General features: G+C 58.5%; 13 protein-coding genes. All 13 read left to right on the top strand.

Annotated features, from left to right (window positions below; genetic code table 11):
- Window positions 1-17: 17 nt before the first annotated feature.
- The 13 genes from pyrR (at window position 18) to Q0X47_RS00430 (ending at window position 14,407) form a co-directional block, all read left to right on the top strand.
- Complete coding sequence (pyrR, locus tag Q0X47_RS00490; RefSeq protein WP_297721424.1) at window positions 18-584, top strand: bifunctional pyr operon transcriptional regulator/uracil phosphoribosyltransferase PyrR; 567 nt, start codon at window positions 18-20, stop codon at window positions 582-584.
- Window positions 585-589: 5 nt separating this feature from the next.
- Window positions 590-1,558, top strand: a complete 969-nt coding sequence (locus Q0X47_RS00485) for an aspartate carbamoyltransferase catalytic subunit (RefSeq protein ID WP_297721421.1) — start codon at window positions 590-592, stop codon at window positions 1,556-1,558.
- A complete protein-coding gene (locus Q0X47_RS00480) occupies window positions 1,555-2,865 on the top strand; it encodes a dihydroorotase (protein WP_297721418.1) in 1,311 nt (436 codons plus the stop codon). Before Q0X47_RS00485 ends, Q0X47_RS00480 begins: the two co-directional genes overlap by 4 nt.
- Before the next feature lie 70 nt (window positions 2,866-2,935).
- Window positions 2,936-4,141 carry a glutamine-hydrolyzing carbamoyl-phosphate synthase small subunit gene (gene carA, locus Q0X47_RS00475; RefSeq protein WP_297721556.1) on the top strand — a complete coding sequence of 402 codons (1,206 nt, stop codon included), beginning with the start codon at window positions 2,936-2,938 and terminating at the stop codon, window positions 4,139-4,141.
- The gene (gene carB, locus Q0X47_RS00470) at window positions 4,141-7,470 is read left to right on the top strand and encodes a carbamoyl-phosphate synthase large subunit (RefSeq protein ID WP_297721415.1); all 3,330 of its coding nucleotides are present in this window, start codon (window positions 4,141-4,143) and stop codon (window positions 7,468-7,470) included. The genes carA and carB overlap by 1 nt, the downstream gene beginning before the upstream one ends.
- Window positions 7,471-7,541: 71 nt before the next feature.
- Window positions 7,542-8,432, top strand: coding sequence for an orotidine-5'-phosphate decarboxylase (gene pyrF, locus Q0X47_RS00465; RefSeq protein WP_297721413.1), 891 nt, complete (start codon window positions 7,542-7,544; stop codon window positions 8,430-8,432).
- 85 nt (window positions 8,433-8,517) lie between these two features.
- Window positions 8,518-8,829 carry an integration host factor, actinobacterial type gene (mihF, locus tag Q0X47_RS00460; protein ID WP_297721410.1) on the top strand — a complete coding sequence of 104 codons (312 nt, stop codon included), beginning with the start codon at window positions 8,518-8,520 and terminating at the stop codon, window positions 8,827-8,829.
- The gene (gmk, locus tag Q0X47_RS00455) at window positions 8,829-9,401 is read left to right on the top strand and encodes a guanylate kinase (protein ID WP_297721407.1); all 573 of its coding nucleotides are present in this window, start codon (window positions 8,829-8,831) and stop codon (window positions 9,399-9,401) included. The genes mihF and gmk overlap by 1 nt, the downstream gene beginning before the upstream one ends.
- Before the next feature lie 47 nt (window positions 9,402-9,448).
- Window positions 9,449-9,817 (top strand): DNA-directed RNA polymerase subunit omega, encoded by a 369-nt coding sequence (gene rpoZ / locus Q0X47_RS00450; protein WP_297721404.1) that lies wholly within the window; start codon window positions 9,449-9,451, stop codon window positions 9,815-9,817.
- On the top strand, window positions 9,804-10,391 hold the full coding sequence (locus tag Q0X47_RS00445) for a flavoprotein (RefSeq protein WP_297721402.1): 588 nt from the start codon (window positions 9,804-9,806) through the stop codon (window positions 10,389-10,391). The genes rpoZ and Q0X47_RS00445 overlap by 14 nt, the downstream gene beginning before the upstream one ends.
- A 17-nt stretch (window positions 10,392-10,408) precedes the next feature.
- Window positions 10,409-11,068 carry a phosphopantothenoylcysteine decarboxylase gene (locus Q0X47_RS00440; RefSeq protein WP_297721399.1) on the top strand — a complete coding sequence of 220 codons (660 nt, stop codon included), beginning with the start codon at window positions 10,409-10,411 and terminating at the stop codon, window positions 11,066-11,068.
- 9 nt (window positions 11,069-11,077) lie between these two features.
- Window positions 11,078-12,271, top strand: coding sequence for a methionine adenosyltransferase (gene metK / locus Q0X47_RS00435; protein ID WP_297721396.1), 1,194 nt, complete (start codon window positions 11,078-11,080; stop codon window positions 12,269-12,271).
- An 84-nt stretch (window positions 12,272-12,355) separates the two neighbouring features.
- On the top strand, window positions 12,356-14,407 hold the full coding sequence (locus Q0X47_RS00430; protein ID WP_297721393.1) for a primosomal protein DnaI: 2,052 nt from the start codon (window positions 12,356-12,358) through the stop codon (window positions 14,405-14,407).
- Window positions 14,408-14,440: the final 33 nt, after the last annotated feature.

The following is a 14,440-nucleotide window of genomic DNA, read 5'->3' as shown; positions in this document are numbered from 1 at the left end:
CTATAAAACCTTTAATTTTGCCCCGTGAGGCAGAAAGGAAAAATATGGAAAAAACAGTGTTGGGCAGTGCTGACATTGCCCGTTCGCTGAAACGACTGGCCTTCGAGATTATGGAGAAAAACCAGGGTCTTGAAGATGTCGTTCTGTTAGGAATCCCCACCCGTGGCGTTGAGCTAGCCAATCGGTTGGGGAATTTTTTAAAGGAAAATAATCCCGATACAGACGTCCCGGTTGGCACCCTGGACATCACCCTGTACCGCGATGATCTTTCCCGTCAACCAATACGCGTACCGAAACCCACCGTGATGCCCCAAACCGGCATTGACGGTAAAACGGTCATCCTCGTCGACGATGTGCTCTATTCCGGACGCACGATTCGGGCTGCGCTCGATGCGTTGAACGATCACGGCCGCCCTGCCCAAGTGCAGCTAGCCGTGCTGGTGGACCGCGGTCACCGCGAACTTCCGATTCGCGCTGACTACATCGGAAAGAATCTGCCCACTTCACGGGTGGAACAGGTACTCGTAAAACTTCAAGACAGTGACGGCGAAGATGCCGTGATTATTGCAGACGGGAAGGAATAAAAATCATGCGACATTTGCTCTCTGCGGCTGATTTGAGCCACGAAGATGTCCTGAAAATTTTGGATACTGCCGAAGCCATGGCGATGACCCAGGCTCAAAAGGTGAAAAAGCTGCCGACCTTGCGCGGCAAAACCGTGGTCAACCTCTTTTTTGAGAACTCCACCCGGACGCGGATTTCTTTTGAAACCGCGGCCAAGCGCCTCAGCGCGGACGTCATCAATTTTTCTGCGAAAGGTTCCTCGGTTGCGAAAGGCGAATCCCTGAAAGATACGGCCTTGACCCTGCAGGCCATGCGCGTTGACGGCATTGTTATCCGCCATTCCTCCTCCGGGGCGGCCTACCGTTTGGCTAACGCAGGCTGGTCTGACGTGCCCGTCCTCAACGCTGGTGACGGCGAACATCAACACCCCACCCAGGCTTTGCTCGACGCGATGACACTGCGCCGGCACTACCTCGGTTTGAGCGGCGGCGACCTCGCAGGTAAAGACCTCGATGGCGCCCACGTAGTCATCGTGGGAGACATCCTGCACTCTCGTGTCGCTCGCTCCAACGTGGACTTGATGTCGACTTTGGGAGCCCACGTGACCCTGGTCGGTCCGCCCACCCTGATGCCGGTTGGGGTAGAAAACTGGAAGTGCGACGTGTCCTACGACTTGGATGTGGCCTTGGCTACCAATCCTGATGCGGTGATGATGCTGCGGGTGCAGCGCGAGCGCATGAGCTCCGCCGGCGGGGGTTACTTCCCGTCTGTGGTCGAATATCACCGGGCTTACGGTTTGAACAACACCCGTTTCACTAACCTGCCCGAACACACGGTAATCATGCACCCCGGTCCGATGAACCGCGGTATGGAAATCTGCGCCCAAGCCGCAGATTCCGCAAAGTCTGTCATTGTTGAACAAGTTGGAAACGGCGTGAGTGTCCGGATGGCTGCCCTCTACCTTTTGCTCGCGCCGGAAGGAGGCCTGCTGTGAAGGAATATTTGATTAAGAACGTAACCCTGCCGAACGGTCAGGGGGCTGACATTGCTGTCAAGGACGGCATTTTTGCGGGTGTAGGCGCGAATGCGGCGGATGCTGTTTCTGCCGGTGCCACGACCATCGATGGCAACGGCTTGGTGGCTTTGCCGGGCCTGGTTGATATGCACACTCACCTGCGCGAACCCGGCGGTGAGGACGCGGAAACGGTTGCTTCCGGCACGCTTTCAGCGGCTTACGGCGGTTATACCTGTGTTCACGCGATGGCCAACACCACTCCCGTCCAGGACAACGCCGGTATCGTCGAGCAGGTCGTGCACTTGGGGAACCTCGCGGGCTGGGTACAAGTGTGCCCGGTCGGTGCCGTTTCCGCCGGTCTGCAAGGTGAACATCTGGCCGACTTGGGGTCCATGAACCGTTCGGACGCGCACGTCACGGTGTTTTCTGACGACGGAAAATGCGTTTCCGACCCGGTATTGATGCGCCGTGCTCTGGAATACGTAAAGACCTTCGACGGGGTGGTCGCTCAGCACGCTCAAGACCCGCGCCTGACGGAAGGCGCGCAGATGAATGAGTCTCCGTTGTCGGCTGAAATGGGGATGACCGGATGGCCGGCGGTGGCAGAGGAAGCCATCATCTTGCGCGATATTCAGTTGGCTTCCCACGTGGGTTCACGCGTACATATCTGTCACGTGTCCACCGCGGGCTCGGTAGACATTGTGCGATGGGCCAAGAGCCGCGGCATTGCCGTGACTGCCGAAGCCACCCCGCACCACATCTTGCTGACCGAAGACATGGCCAAGACCTACGACCCGCGCTACAAGGTCAACCCGCCGCTGCGTACTGCTGCGGACACCGAAGCCGTGGTGGCCGGCCTGATGGACGGCACTATTGACTGTATCGGCACCGACCACGCGCCCCATCCTTTGGAGGAAAAAGACTGCGAGTGGCAAGCCGGGGCTTTCGGCATGATTGGTTTGGAAACCGCTCTGCCGGTGGTTCAGAAAGTCATGGTCGATTCCGGCAAGTTCACGTGGGAGGACGTGGCACGAGTCATGTCCACCGCGCCGGCCCACATCGGGCGGGTCAAGGAACAGGGCCAGGGCATCGTCACCGGCAAACCGGCGAACCTGACCTTGTGGGATCCATCCACGCGCCGCACTATTGACCTGGACACGCAGCATTCCCTGTCTACGAATACCCCCTACCTGGGCATGGAACTGCCCGGTCAGGCGCGGTACACCATGTGGAAGGGCGAGTTCACGATTAGGGACGCCACGGCTATCCCGGTCGATCAGCGCTGAGAACCTAACCATGACGGAAATGCTCAGTCAAAGCAATAATCCGCAAGATTTTGCCCATCCCGCGCTCCCGATGGATCGGGCGGACGCGGTGCTGGTTCTGGAGGACGGTTTTGCCTTAGCGGGCAAGGCCTTCGGAGCCAGCGGGCGAACCTTGGGTGAAGTCGTGTTTTCCACTGGAATGACCGGCTATCAAGAATCTCTCACGGATCCTTCCTATCATCGGCAAATCTTGGTCATGACCGCGCCACACATCGGTAACACCGGCATGAACACGACCGACCCGGAATCTAACCAGATTTGGGTGGCGGGTTATGTGGTGCGCGATCCGGCCCGCCGAGCCTCAAACTGGCGTGCCGAAAGCGACCTGGAAGAGGAGCTGGTGCGTCACGGCATCGTGGGGATTAGCGATGTGGATACGCGGGCTTTGACTTTGCATATTCGTCAAGCCGGTGCCTTGCGGGGAGGCATTTTTTCGGGGGACGCCCTGCCGGTTGGCGCCGAAAATCTGGAACCCCACGCGGTAGCGGCTTTGCGCTCCATTATTCAAGACTCCCCGCGTATGGCGGGGGCGGCGCTCAGCGCCGAAGTCTCTACCAAAACCCCCTACGTGATTGCTCCCACCGGCGAATTCACCGGTGGGAGCCCACGGGCGGTGTTAGCGGCATTGGACTTGGGGGTCAAGTCCCGCACCCCGGAAATTTTGGCTTCCCTGGGCGTGGAAGTTCACGTGTTTCCCGCGGACTCGACCTTGAAAGACCTGCAGTCCATCAACCCCGACGGGGTATTTTTCTCAAACGGGCCCGGCGACCCCAGCGCCGCCACCCACGAAATCGAGCTGCTACGCGAGGTACTGGACGCGGGACTGCCGTATTTCGGAATCTGTTTCGGCAATCAGCTGCTGGGACGCGCCCTAGGCTACGGAACTTACAAGCTCGTTTACGGTCACCGGGGAGTGAACCAACCGGTATTGGATCGACGCACCGGCAAAGTCGAAATCACTGCCCACAACCACGGTTTCGCGGTAGATATGCCGCTGGGAGAAGTCTCGGTAACGCCCTTTTGCAACGGGAAATACGGTCGGGCGGAAGTTACCCACATCGGACTGAACGACAATGTCGTGGAAGGCCTGAGATGTTTGGACATACCGGCCTTTTCCGTGCAGTATCACCCCGAAGCTGCCGCCGGCCCCCACGACGCGTCACACCTGTTCAACGACTTTTTACAGATGATGTTGCAACATCGCTGTGAAAAACCAACCGGGAAGGCGGAGGCCTGATGCCGCTGCGTCAAGATTTACATTCTGTTATGGTCATCGGCTCTGGGCCGATTGTCATCGGTCAAGCGGCCGAGTTCGACTATTCGGGTACGCAAGCCTGTCGAGTGCTGCGTAACGAAGGTTTGAAAGTCATCCTGGTCAACTCCAACCCCGCCACGATTATGACCGACCCGGAGGTTGCCGACTGCACCTACATCGAACCGATTACCACCGAGTTTTTGGAATCGATTATCGCCAAGGAACGCCCCGACGCGCTGCTGCCCACCTTGGGCGGACAAACGGCCTTGAACGCGGCGATTAACTTGAGCGAAGCCGGGATTTTAGACAAATACCAGGTCGAACTCATTGGCGCCAACGCCGCGGCCATCAACGCGGGCGAGGACCGGGAAGAATTTAAGAAAGTCGTGGAACGCTGCGGCGCGGAAGTGGCGCGGTCTTTCATTGCCCATTCCCTAGAGGAGGTCAACGCGGCGGTCGCGCAGCTCGGTTTTCCCGTCGTGGTGCGCCCGTCGTTTACCATGGGGGGCCTGGGCTCCGGGATTGCCTATAATCAACAGGATTTGGAGCGGATTGCCTTGGCCGGCCTGTCTGACTCGCTGACGAACGAAGTTCTGTTGGAAGAAGCCATCATTGGATGGAAAGAATACGAGCTTGAACTGATGCGGGACCGCGCCGATAACGTCGTGGTTGTGTGTTCTATCGAGAACCTCGATCCGGTTGGGGTGCATACGGGGGATTCCATCACGGTGGCACCCGCCATGACTTTGACTGATCGGGAAATGCAACGTTTGCGCGATATCGGGATTGCCGTCATTCGCGAGGTCGGTGTGGACACGGGCGGGTGCAACATTCAGTTCGCCGTCCACCCCCAGACCGGTCGGATTATCGTCATTGAAATGAACCCGCGGGTGTCGCGTTCTTCGGCTTTGGCGTCAAAAGCAACAGGGTTCCCGATTGCAAAAATCGCCGCTCGGCTGGCAGTGGGTTACACCTTGGACGAGATTCCCAACGACATCACGCTGTCCACCCCAGCGTCCTTCGAGCCCACCTTGGATTATGTGGTGGTGAAAGCGCCGCGGTTTGCTTTTGAAAAGTTCCCCGCGGCTGACCCGACACTGACCACCACCATGAAGTCGGTGGGCGAAGCGATGGCCATCGGCAGAAACTTTACCGAGGCTCTGCAAAAGGCGTTGCGTTCCTTGGACAAGCGCGGGTCCAGCTTTGACTTCGCCCAGCCCGCTCCCAGTCCGGAACAAACCGCGCAGCTGCTGGAACAAATGGCTACCCCCACGGAGCGACGCTTAACCCAAGTGGTGCAGGCAATGCGCGGGGGAGCATCGGCTGCCGACATCTATGCCGCAACCAAAATAGATCCGTGGTTTATCGACCAGCTGTTTATCCTCTGTGAGGTGGCCAAGCGCCTGCGGGAAGCTCCCGCTTTGCAGCCCCAGCTGCTGCGCGAAGCGAAACGTCACGGATTCTCAGACCTGCAAATCGCCCAGATTAGGGGCATTTCAGAGGACACCGTGCGGGAAGTGCGCGATGCCTTTGGCCTGCACCCGGTGTACAAGAAAGTCGACACCTGCGCCGGCGAATTCGGTGCCAACACGCCTTATCATTATTCCTCCTACGACCTCAGCACCGAGGTACAGCCGCGCGAGAAACCGGCGGTCATTATTTTAGGTTCCGGGCCGAACCGTATCGGGCAGGGTATCGAATTCGACTACTCTTGCGTGCACGCCGCCCTGACGCTGAAAGATGACTACGACACGATCATGGTCAACTGCAACCCTGAGACCGTGTCGACCGATTATGACATCGCCTCCCGGCTGTACTTTGAACCCGTGACCTTTGAAGACGTCTATGAGGTGTACCGGGCAGAGCTGGCTTGCGGTCCGGTGGCTGGCATGATTGTCCAGCTAGGGGGCCAAACCCCGCTGTCCCTGGCGCGGCGCCTCACCGATGCCGGAGTGCCGATTTTAGGCACCCAGGCGCGTGCGATTGACCTGGCCGAAGACCGGCAAGAGTTTGAACGGGTCTATACCGCTGCCGGGGTGGCCGCCCCCGCTCACGGCACCGCCTCCACTAACGCCGGAGCGCGAGACATCGCCGCCGAGATTGGGTTCCCCCTGCTGGCGCGCCCCTCCTATGTGCTGGGGGGACGCGGCATGGAAATCATCTTCAACGCCGACCATTTTGAGGATTACCTGCGTCGATTGGGGCCGGACTCGGCCGGAGTTGGCGCCGGACCGCTGCTCATTGACCATTTCATGGACGATGCCATCGAAATCGATGTGGATGCGCTCTATGACGGTCACGAGCTGTACCTGGCTGGCGTGATGGAACATATCGAAGAGGCGGGCATCCACTCCGGAGACTCGGCTTGCGTGCTGCCTCCCGCCACTCTCTCGGGCACGATAATTAACCAGATACGCGCCGCGACCGAGTCCATTGCTCAAGGCGTGGGCACTGTCGGGCTCATCAACATTCAGTTCGCGTTGGCGGCGGGAGTGCTCAACATTATCGAAGCAAACCCCAGAGCGTCGCGCACCGTTCCGTTCGTGGCGAAAGCGACCGGAGTTCCCCTGGCGAAGGCGGCCGCCAAAGTCATGACCGGCACCACCATCGCCCAGTTGCGTGAGTGCGGGATGCTGCCCTGTGTGGACTTTGCCCAATGGAGTAACTATCCCGACATTGCCGTCAAGGAAGTCGTCCTTCCGTTCAAGCGTTTCCGCACCTTTAGCGGCACGATGGTCGATACAATTCTGGGACCGGAAATGCGCTCGACGGGCGAGGCAATGGGATTGGGTGTGAATCTGCCGATGGCCTATGCCAAGTCGGAGCTGGCAACGGTCGGGTCATTGCCCAAACCGGGCACGACTATCGTGGTGACAGTATCTGACCGTGATAAACGCCACATTATTTTGCCGTGTTCGCGATTGCACCAGCTGGGCTACAAGCTGGTGGCTACCGAGGGGACGGCATCGGTCCTGGAGCGCAACGGGATTCCGGTTACCCGGGTGGAAAAGGATCGGCAGCTCACCGACGGGTCAGCCGACACAGCCTTCAGCTCTTTTGTGAAATCCGAGGAAGTTGGCATGGTCGTCAACACTCCGGAACGTGGCAAGGGCACTCGCGAAGCGGGATACCGGATTCGTACCGCAGCTGCCACCGCCAACAAAGTCATCATCACGACCATGCGGACCCTACAGGTAGCCGTGCAGGTGATGGATTTCTTAAGTCAGGGACAGAACTTTACGGTGCGGTCTTTGCAGGAACGTCAAATTGAGATGGAGAAGTCCGGTACCCGCACGCCCGGTAAGGCATAAAATGGCTTTTCAGGAGGCTCGGGTTTTGTAGCTCCGAGCGGGTTCCTGAGGTCACTTGAGAAAGGGAAGTCATGAGCGCTGCGCCAGAAGCTGATTCGGTTGAACAGTTCGGGAAACGTTGCCAGGAAACCATAGCGAACCAGGGACCCTTGTGCGTGGGGATTGATCCTCACCCGGAGTTACTGGAGGCTTGGGGGTTACCGCGCAGCGGGGCGGGAGTGTGGGATTTTTCCATGCGGGTGCTCGACGCGCTGGGCGATTTGTGCGGATTCTTTAAACCTCAATCGGCTTTGTTCGAGGAATATGGCTCGTCCGGGATTTCCGCTCTCACTGCGACCTTGCGGGCAATTCACGATGTTGGAGCGCTCAGCATTGTCGATGTCAAGCGCGGCGACATCGGTTCCACCATGAGCGCCTACGCGAGGGCGTATCTATCAGAAGGTCCGCTAGAGGCTGACGCGATGACGCTGAGTCCGTTCTTGGGATTCGAGTCGCTGCGTCCCGCACTGGACCTGGCGAAACAGAACGGCAAAGGGACGTTCGTTTTGGCGTTGACTTCCAACCCGGAGTCCGCCTCGATTCAGTCGGCGATGATTATGGACGACGGTGAGACCCCTGTGAAGTCCCTGGCCGCGGAGATTATGCAACGTGCGGGTGCGGAAAATCATGAGGCGGCACAAGCGGGGTACTGGGGTCATGTGGGGTTGGTCGTCGGAGCCACCGTGGGGGAGCGCATGAGCGGTTTAGGATCTCTGCTGGATGCCGCCAATGCGCCGCTGCTGGTACCCGGTTTTGGCGCTCAGGGTGGAAACGCTGAAAGTGTTGCCAAAGTCTTTGGGAAAGCCGCAGATCGGATTATTGTGTCGAGTTCTCGCGGGATTTTGCGCCGCGGTCCTGAGCCGGGCGCACTGCAAGCCGCCTTTGGAGAAAATTTAGAATCCCTTAAATCCCTAATTTCGTGAAGCAATACTGTATAGAATGCTCTCTAGGGTTGGTCGTTGACCAATTCACGTCCACAAAGAAGACAGAAAAACAGGAGTATAGCAAATGGCACTTCCTCCACTTACCGCAGAACAGCGCGCGGAAGCCTTGAAAAAGGCCGCGGCAGCGCGTAAACATCGCGCTGAAATCAAAGCTGATTTAAAGAACCGCAAAAAGACGCTGTCACAGATCTTAAAGGCAGCCGAAAAGGATGAAGCCCTGGCAAAGATGAAAGTTCAATCCTTGCTAGAGTCGCTTCCTCGCGTCGGCTCTAAGACCGCCGCTTTAGCGATGGAAGAAATCGGGATTTCCCCGGCTCGCCGTATCCGTGGCCTCGGTCCTCACCAGACTGCCGAACTCATCAAGCGTTTCGGCTGATGGTAACTGCCGGCGCTGCTGCCCGGCTGTTCATACTTAGCGGACCCACCGCTGTTGGAAAGGGAACAGTGGTGGGTTCTCTCTGTGCGAATTTTCCGGGAGAGTTTTACCTGTCCGTTTCCGCCACCACTCGTGACCCCCGACCTGGGGAAGTAGACGGACAGTCCTATTTCTTCATGACGAAACCCCAGTTCGAACAGCTCATCGAAGCCGGGGGACTGCTGGAGTGGGCGCAGGTTCACGGTAAGAACTACTACGGCACTCCTGCCGCCCCTGTCGATGAGGCTTTACGTCAAGGCAAACCGGTTCTGTTGGAAATTGACTTGGCGGGAGCGCGGCAGGTGAAGGCGAAGCGTCCGGACGCACATACCATTTTCCTCAAGCCCCCGTCTTGGGAGGAACTGGTGCGCCGGCTCCAAGGCCGCGGCACGGAATCTTTGGAAGAGCAGCATCTGCGCCTGGAAACGGCGCGCACCGAGCTGGCTGCTGCCCAGGAATTTGACGAAATCGTGGTGAACGATGAAGTGCCTAACGCCACCGCGCAACTGGCTAAAATTATGGGTTTGCGCTAGGATAGCTGGGCTGAAGAAACCAAAAATCACTATTGAGGGGGATTTTTATGACCGGAACCGTCGCCCACCCCGAGGGCATTACTGACCCGCCTATTGACGACCTGTTGGAAAACGTAGATTCCAAGTACGCCCTGGTGTCTTTCGCGGCGGCTCGCGCACGCCAGATTAACACCTACAACCAGCAACTGGAAGCCGGTCTGTTGGACACTATCGGCCCGCTGGTTGATCACGCTCCGCGGGAAAAGCCGCTGTCTATCGCCATGCACGAGATTGCGCAGGGGATGCTGGATATGCAGTTAAAGGGCGATGAGCCGGAAGAAGAGATTCCTGAGGAAGACACCCCGGCACCGGTGGATCCGCTGGCAGCCTTGGCGGCCTCATTCCCTGAGGGCCTGGCGAAAGATGACAACGCCTGACTTGGACACCCCCCACGGTCCTGAGAAAACCGTCATTTTGGGGGTAGGCGCCTCCGTGGCTTCGTTTAAAGCCATCGAAGTGCTGCGCAGTCTCATCGCTGCCGGGGTTAATGTGTGGGTTTGCCCCACGGTCGATTCCCTCAACTTTGTGGGGAAAGCAACCTGGGAGTCCCTGAGCGGTCACCCGATTCATACCGACGTGTTCCAGACCCCGGACTTCATTACCCACGTCACCTTGGCCAGCCAAGCTGACCTATTCCTGACGGTGGGTGCTTCTGCCGATTTGATGGCACGGTTCCGGATGGGTCTGGCTGACGAGTTCCTCACCCTGGTCGCTATCACGGTGGATTGCCCGCGTCTCATCGCTCCGTCGATGCACCCCACGATGTGGGAAAACGCGGCGACCCAGGACAACGTGGCGGTGCTGCGTGACCGAGGTTGGCGCTTTATCGGTCCTGAAACTGGCAAGCTGGCCGACAACACTTATGGTATCGGCCGCTTGAGCGAACCCGACGTCATCTGTGACGCGGTTTTGGCGCAGCTGGGCGTGAGCAACCCCGGTTCCATCAGTTAGTTTTCACAAGGCCGCCCATGAGTTTTCGTTCCGTAGTGGTGTCCGCCGGGGGAACCCGCGAGCCTTGGGACGAGGTGCGTTTTTTGGGGAATCGGTCTACCGGACGCCAAGGGTGCGAGGTGGCTCGGGCGGCTCTAGAGACCGGAGCCGACGTCACGTTAGTGGCCGGCAACGTAGAAGCGGCCCTCATTCCTCACGGGGTGAAGGTCGTGGAGGCCCCAACCGCTGAGGACATGTTGCGCCAGATGAACGCCGCCGCCGCGGGGGCAGACCTCGTGGTCATGTGCGCTGCTGTCGCGGACTTTCGCCCGATTCGCGTCTCGGGCAAGATAACCCGCCACGACGCAACTATCCCCACTCTGGAACTGGAACGCACCCCCGACGTCCTTATGAATCTCATTGAGCACCGCCGCGAAAACCAGACCATTGTGGGATTTGGGGCGCTGACCGGCAGCGAGGCGCAGGTGCGGGAGCAAGGACGCAAGAAAGCTCTGGCGAAGGGCGCGGACCTGTTGTGCGTGAATCGGGTCGGGGACGGCCACGGCTTCGCAACTGAGACAAACACCTTGATTTTCTTTGATTCCCAAGGCAACGAACGGGGGCAAGCCAGCGGCACGAAACTTGAGGTCGCCGAGGTCATGCTCCGACTAGCTGGAGAATTCTCGCAAAGTCACTAGAATTCATTTATGAGTAAAAAAGTCACTTTCACATCTGAATCTGTAACTGAAGGACATCCCGATAAGGTTTGCGACCGGATTGCTGACTCAATCCTGGACGCTATTTTGGAACAAGATCCGGCGGCGCACGTTGCGGTAGAGACGTTCGTCACGACCGGACTGGTTCATGTTATGGGTGAAGTGACGACCGAGGCATACGTAGAGATTCCCCACATTGTGCGACACGAGATTGCCCAGATTGGCTACACGTCCTCGGAGATTGGCTTTGATGGGCGCAGCTGCGGCGTAATGGTTTCCTTGGGACAGCAGTCCCCGGACATTGAAGCGGGCGTCAGCCATTCTCTGGAAGTGCGTCAGGGTCCCGAAGCTTACGACCCTCTGGATCAGCAAGGCGCCGGCGATCAAGGGATCATGTTCGGCTATGCCTGCGATGAGACTCCGGATTTGATGCCGATGCCGATTTGGCTGGCTCATAAACTGTCCCAACGCTTGGCTCAGGTGCGCAAAGAGGGGATTGTTTCCGGATTGCGTCCCGACGGGAAAACCCAGGTGTCTGTCGAGTACGAGGATGGGGTGCCGCGCGCCCTGTCCACCATCGTGGTTTCAACCCAGCACGCCCCGGACCGCACCCAGGCAGAACTGCGCGCTATGGTCGAAGCGGAGGTTATTCGTCCGGTACTCAATCAGTTGGATATCGAGCTGGACACAAAGGACGCGGAAATTTTGGTGAACCCATCGGGTCAGTTCATTATCGGCGGGCCCGCCGCGGACTCCGGTTTGACTGGTCGCAAGATTATTGTGGACACCTACGGGGGCATGGCACGTCACGGGGGAGGTGCTTTTTCCGGTAAGGATGCCTCAAAGGTCGACCGTTCTGCCTCTTACGCTTTGCGTTGGATTACCAAGAATATTGTGGCGGCTGGTTTGGCGAAGCGCTGCGAAATCCAAATCGCTTATGCGATTGGCCGAGCCAATCCGGTGTCCCTGTCGGTGGAAACCTTCGGGACCGGTGTCGTTGCTGATGAGGAACTGGCCGCGGCAATTCGTGAGACTTTCGATTTGCGTCCCGCCGCCATCATTCGGGATTTGGACCTGACCCGTCCGATTTTCCGTTACACCAGCAACTATGGACATTTTGGGCGTGAAGGTTTCAGCTGGGAAGAAACCAATCGGGCGCAAGCTCTCAAAGAGTATTTCCAGTGAAACCGGCTGTTTTCGGCTCCGACTTTCGCGATGGATTGGCAACTGCCGGATTTTTGTCTCCGGGGTATGAGCTGTAATTAAGTCGTGCTTGCTGAACCGATATTGCCACTGGACGATTTCGCGCCTCCCGGACCGCGGGAGGTGCGGGTCGACGGTGTGGAAAAGCCCGTGGCGGAGGTACTGCTCAACACGTTTACGCCCGCCTTGTCCCGGCCTCTTGACTTCCTGATTCCCCCAAAGCTCGATGCCGCGGCAGGGCCGGGGGTGCTGGTGAAGGTGAAAGTGGGGACGAAACGCTACATCGGGGTCATCGTGGAGCGGAAAGACAGCACCGAGTGGCAAAAACCGCTGCGGGAAATCGAACGCACCTTGGGCGACTTGCCCCTGTTAGACGCTTCTACCCTGGAACTGCTGGAAAACGTCTCTCTCTATTACGGGACGGGACCGTCCTCCCTGCTGCGCTACGCCCTGCCGGAGCGGCGTGTTCAGGTAGAACAGGCCTTTTCCACTGACCCTCCTCAGTGGGACACATCCGCGGTCACGGTGACACCACCAGAGGATACGACTTGGGCGCGCTACGCCGGGGGAGTCGAGTATTTCTCTGAGTTGTGTCAGGGGCACCACCCTCGTGCCGTCGTCAGCGCGCTACCGCTGGGGAACAATCCGCATTTTCAACCATCTTCGCGCTTCCAGCCTATCGCCGAGTTAGTGGCGGCGACCTGGTCTAACGGGGAACAATCCCTGGTGGTGATGCCTACGGTAGAGCAAGCCGACGAAGCCTACCTGTATCTGCGGGACTACTTCGCCGACTCAAACCAAGTCGTGCTGTACACTTCGGAAATCCCGACTGCCGCCTCCTATGAAACGTTCTTACGTTCCCGTTTCGGCACCGCCGCGGTGGTGGTCGGCACCCGTGGAGCTGTGTTTTTACCGTTGGCTCGTCCCGGTTTGTTTTACCTCTGGGATGACTTGGCGTGGTCGCTTAGCTCGGATATGTTCCCGAACTTTTCCGCTCGGCAAGTCCTGCTGATGCGTTCCCAGTTATGCGGCGCCGCCCTAGCATTGGCGCACTATTCGGTCAACTCGGGGGATTTGCAGCTGGTGACACGCCACTTTGCCCACGGTCTGGCCCCGCATCGCGAGGTTTTGCGCCAATGCACGGGACGATTTGAGTTCCTCAGCGAGGACGCTCAGTTGGCGGAAGGTATAACTGGGGCGATGCTTCTGCCAAACGCGGCTTTGCGCCTGGTGCGCCAGGGCTTGAAATCCGGGCCGGTATTGCTGCTGGTGCCTCCCGACGGGGCTTTTTCGGTCGTGAGTTGCTCAAATTGCGGCGCAAATGCGGTGTGCGAAGTGTGCGGCGGACCGTTGACCTTTGAGGGTTCCCGGCTGGTTTGCACTCGCTGCGGCAACATCCCTGCCAACTATGCCTGTCCGAACTGTGCCAGCATGAAAATGCGCGGGCGCCACCTGCAGTCACGCACCGTGATTGATGACATTGGGCGGGCTTTTTCGGGAGTGCCGGTGTTGGTTTCTCGTCCTGGAAAAGGGCGGGTCGGCCTCATTGACGGAGCATCTCGCCTGGTCATAGCACATCCTGGCGGCGAACCTTTCGCCGTAGGCGGCTACGAAGCCGCAGTTATCCTGCGGGCTCATATGTGGGCTAATCGGACTGCCTTGTGGACCGCTCAAGAAGTCATGCGGCAATTTTTGGCGGCGGGGGCCTTGGTGAAACCACAGGGGCGTATCTTGGTGACAAACCGGATTGACCCGCGCTTGGAACAGGCTTTGGTGCGCTGGGATCCGTGGGGTTTTGCCGCCTTAGACCTGCAGGAACGGGAAGCGGGACACTTTGCCCCCGCGTGGCGCACGGCTTTATTGCAGGGGGAATCTCTGGGCGAGGTGCTGGCTATTTTGCGCCAGGAATTTCCGGAAATCACGGTGTTTGGTCCGGTACCGGCACGAGGAAATCCCGCGCTCAGCACCGCGTTTGTGTCGGTAGGGTTGCGTGAAAGTCAGGATTTCGGGCGGGCGCTCCGCGCAGTGGAACTGCAAAATGCTCGGGAACGAAAATCTGGCAGTGCCTCCCTGCGCATCGTGGTGGATCCCCCCGATCCCGCCGGTCAAATCGGCTAGAACGCGCTGTCGCCTTTAAACCCCTTAGTCGAA

It is taken from the genome of uncultured Mobiluncus sp. (assembly GCF_947254095.1).
GTDB lineage: Bacteria > Actinomycetota > Actinomycetes > Actinomycetales > Actinomycetaceae > Mobiluncus.
Note: the sequence above shows the minus strand (reverse complement) of the source record. Positions and strands in the feature narration are given on the sequence as shown.